This is a genomic window from Paraburkholderia sp. USG1 (assembly GCF_031570135.1).
Classification (GTDB): Bacteria; Pseudomonadota; Gammaproteobacteria; order Burkholderiales; family Burkholderiaceae; genus Paraburkholderia; species Paraburkholderia dioscoreae.
Map to the genome: position 1 here is coordinate 1 of NZ_JAMWXW010000087.1, position 917 is coordinate 917.

Annotated in this window: 1 protein-coding gene; it reads left to right on the plus strand. The window is 60.5% G+C overall.

Annotation, left to right across the window (positions count from 1 at the left end):
* Window positions 1-89: 89 nt before the first annotated feature.
* Window positions 90-907 (plus strand): IS5 family transposase gene (locus NE850_RS39360; RefSeq protein ID WP_234475258.1). Its coding sequence is split into 2 segments (ribosomal slippage): window positions 90-438 and window positions 438-907, totalling 819 coding nucleotides; the frame shifts between segments, so codons are not numbered across the junction.
* The last annotated feature ends 10 nt before the right edge of the window (window positions 908-917 follow it).

Sequence of the window (917 nt, forward strand, 5' to 3'; positions counted from 1 at the left end):
AGAGACCATTTCAAAAAGACCCCGAGGGGGCTGTTAACCTTTTCGGCAAGCTGTTAACCTTGGCCATCTGAACAACAGGAACCAAGGGGATGGGCACGCCGATCATTGATGACGAACTGTGGGCATTGATCGAACCTTTGCTGCCGCCGCCAAAGCCGCGACGCAAGAAATATCCAGGCCGCCGCCCTGTTTCGGACCGGGCGGCACTGAACGGCATCCTGTTCGTGTTCAAGACCGGGATACGCTGGTGCGACCTGTCGATCAAGTTGGGATTTGGTTCGGGCCCGACCTGCTGGCGTCGCCTGCGCGACTGGCAAAAGGCCGGCGTGTGGGACCGGCTGCACGAGCTGCTGCTCGCGAAGTTACGCGAGGCCGGCCAGCTCGATTTCTCACGCGCAGCCGTCGATTCATCGTCGGTGCGAGCCGTTGGGGCGGGCGAAAAACTGGCCCGAACCCCACGGATCGCTCGCGACCCGGTTCCAAGCACCACATCCTCGTCGACGCAAACGGCGTCCCCGTCACCGCGATCCTGACTGGCGCGAACCGCAACGATGTCACCCAGTTGCTGCCGCTTGTCGATGCGATTGCGCCGATTCGCGGTGTACGTGGCCGGCCGCTTCAGAAGCCCAAAGTCATTTACGCCGATCGCGGCTACGACTCCGAACCACACCGCCGGAAACTTCGCGAACGTGGCATCAAGCCGGTGATCGCAAAGCGCCGGACCGAGCACGGCAGTGGTCTCGGTAAATTTCGCTGGGTGGTCGAGCGTACTCACGCATGGCTCCACAACTTTCGTCGTCTTCGCATTCGCTTTGAGCGTCGCGCCGACATTCACGAAGCATTCCTCAAACTCGGTTGCTCCCTCGTCTGCTGGAACATCTTCAGACGTACGGAGCAGTCTTTTTGAAACGGTCTCT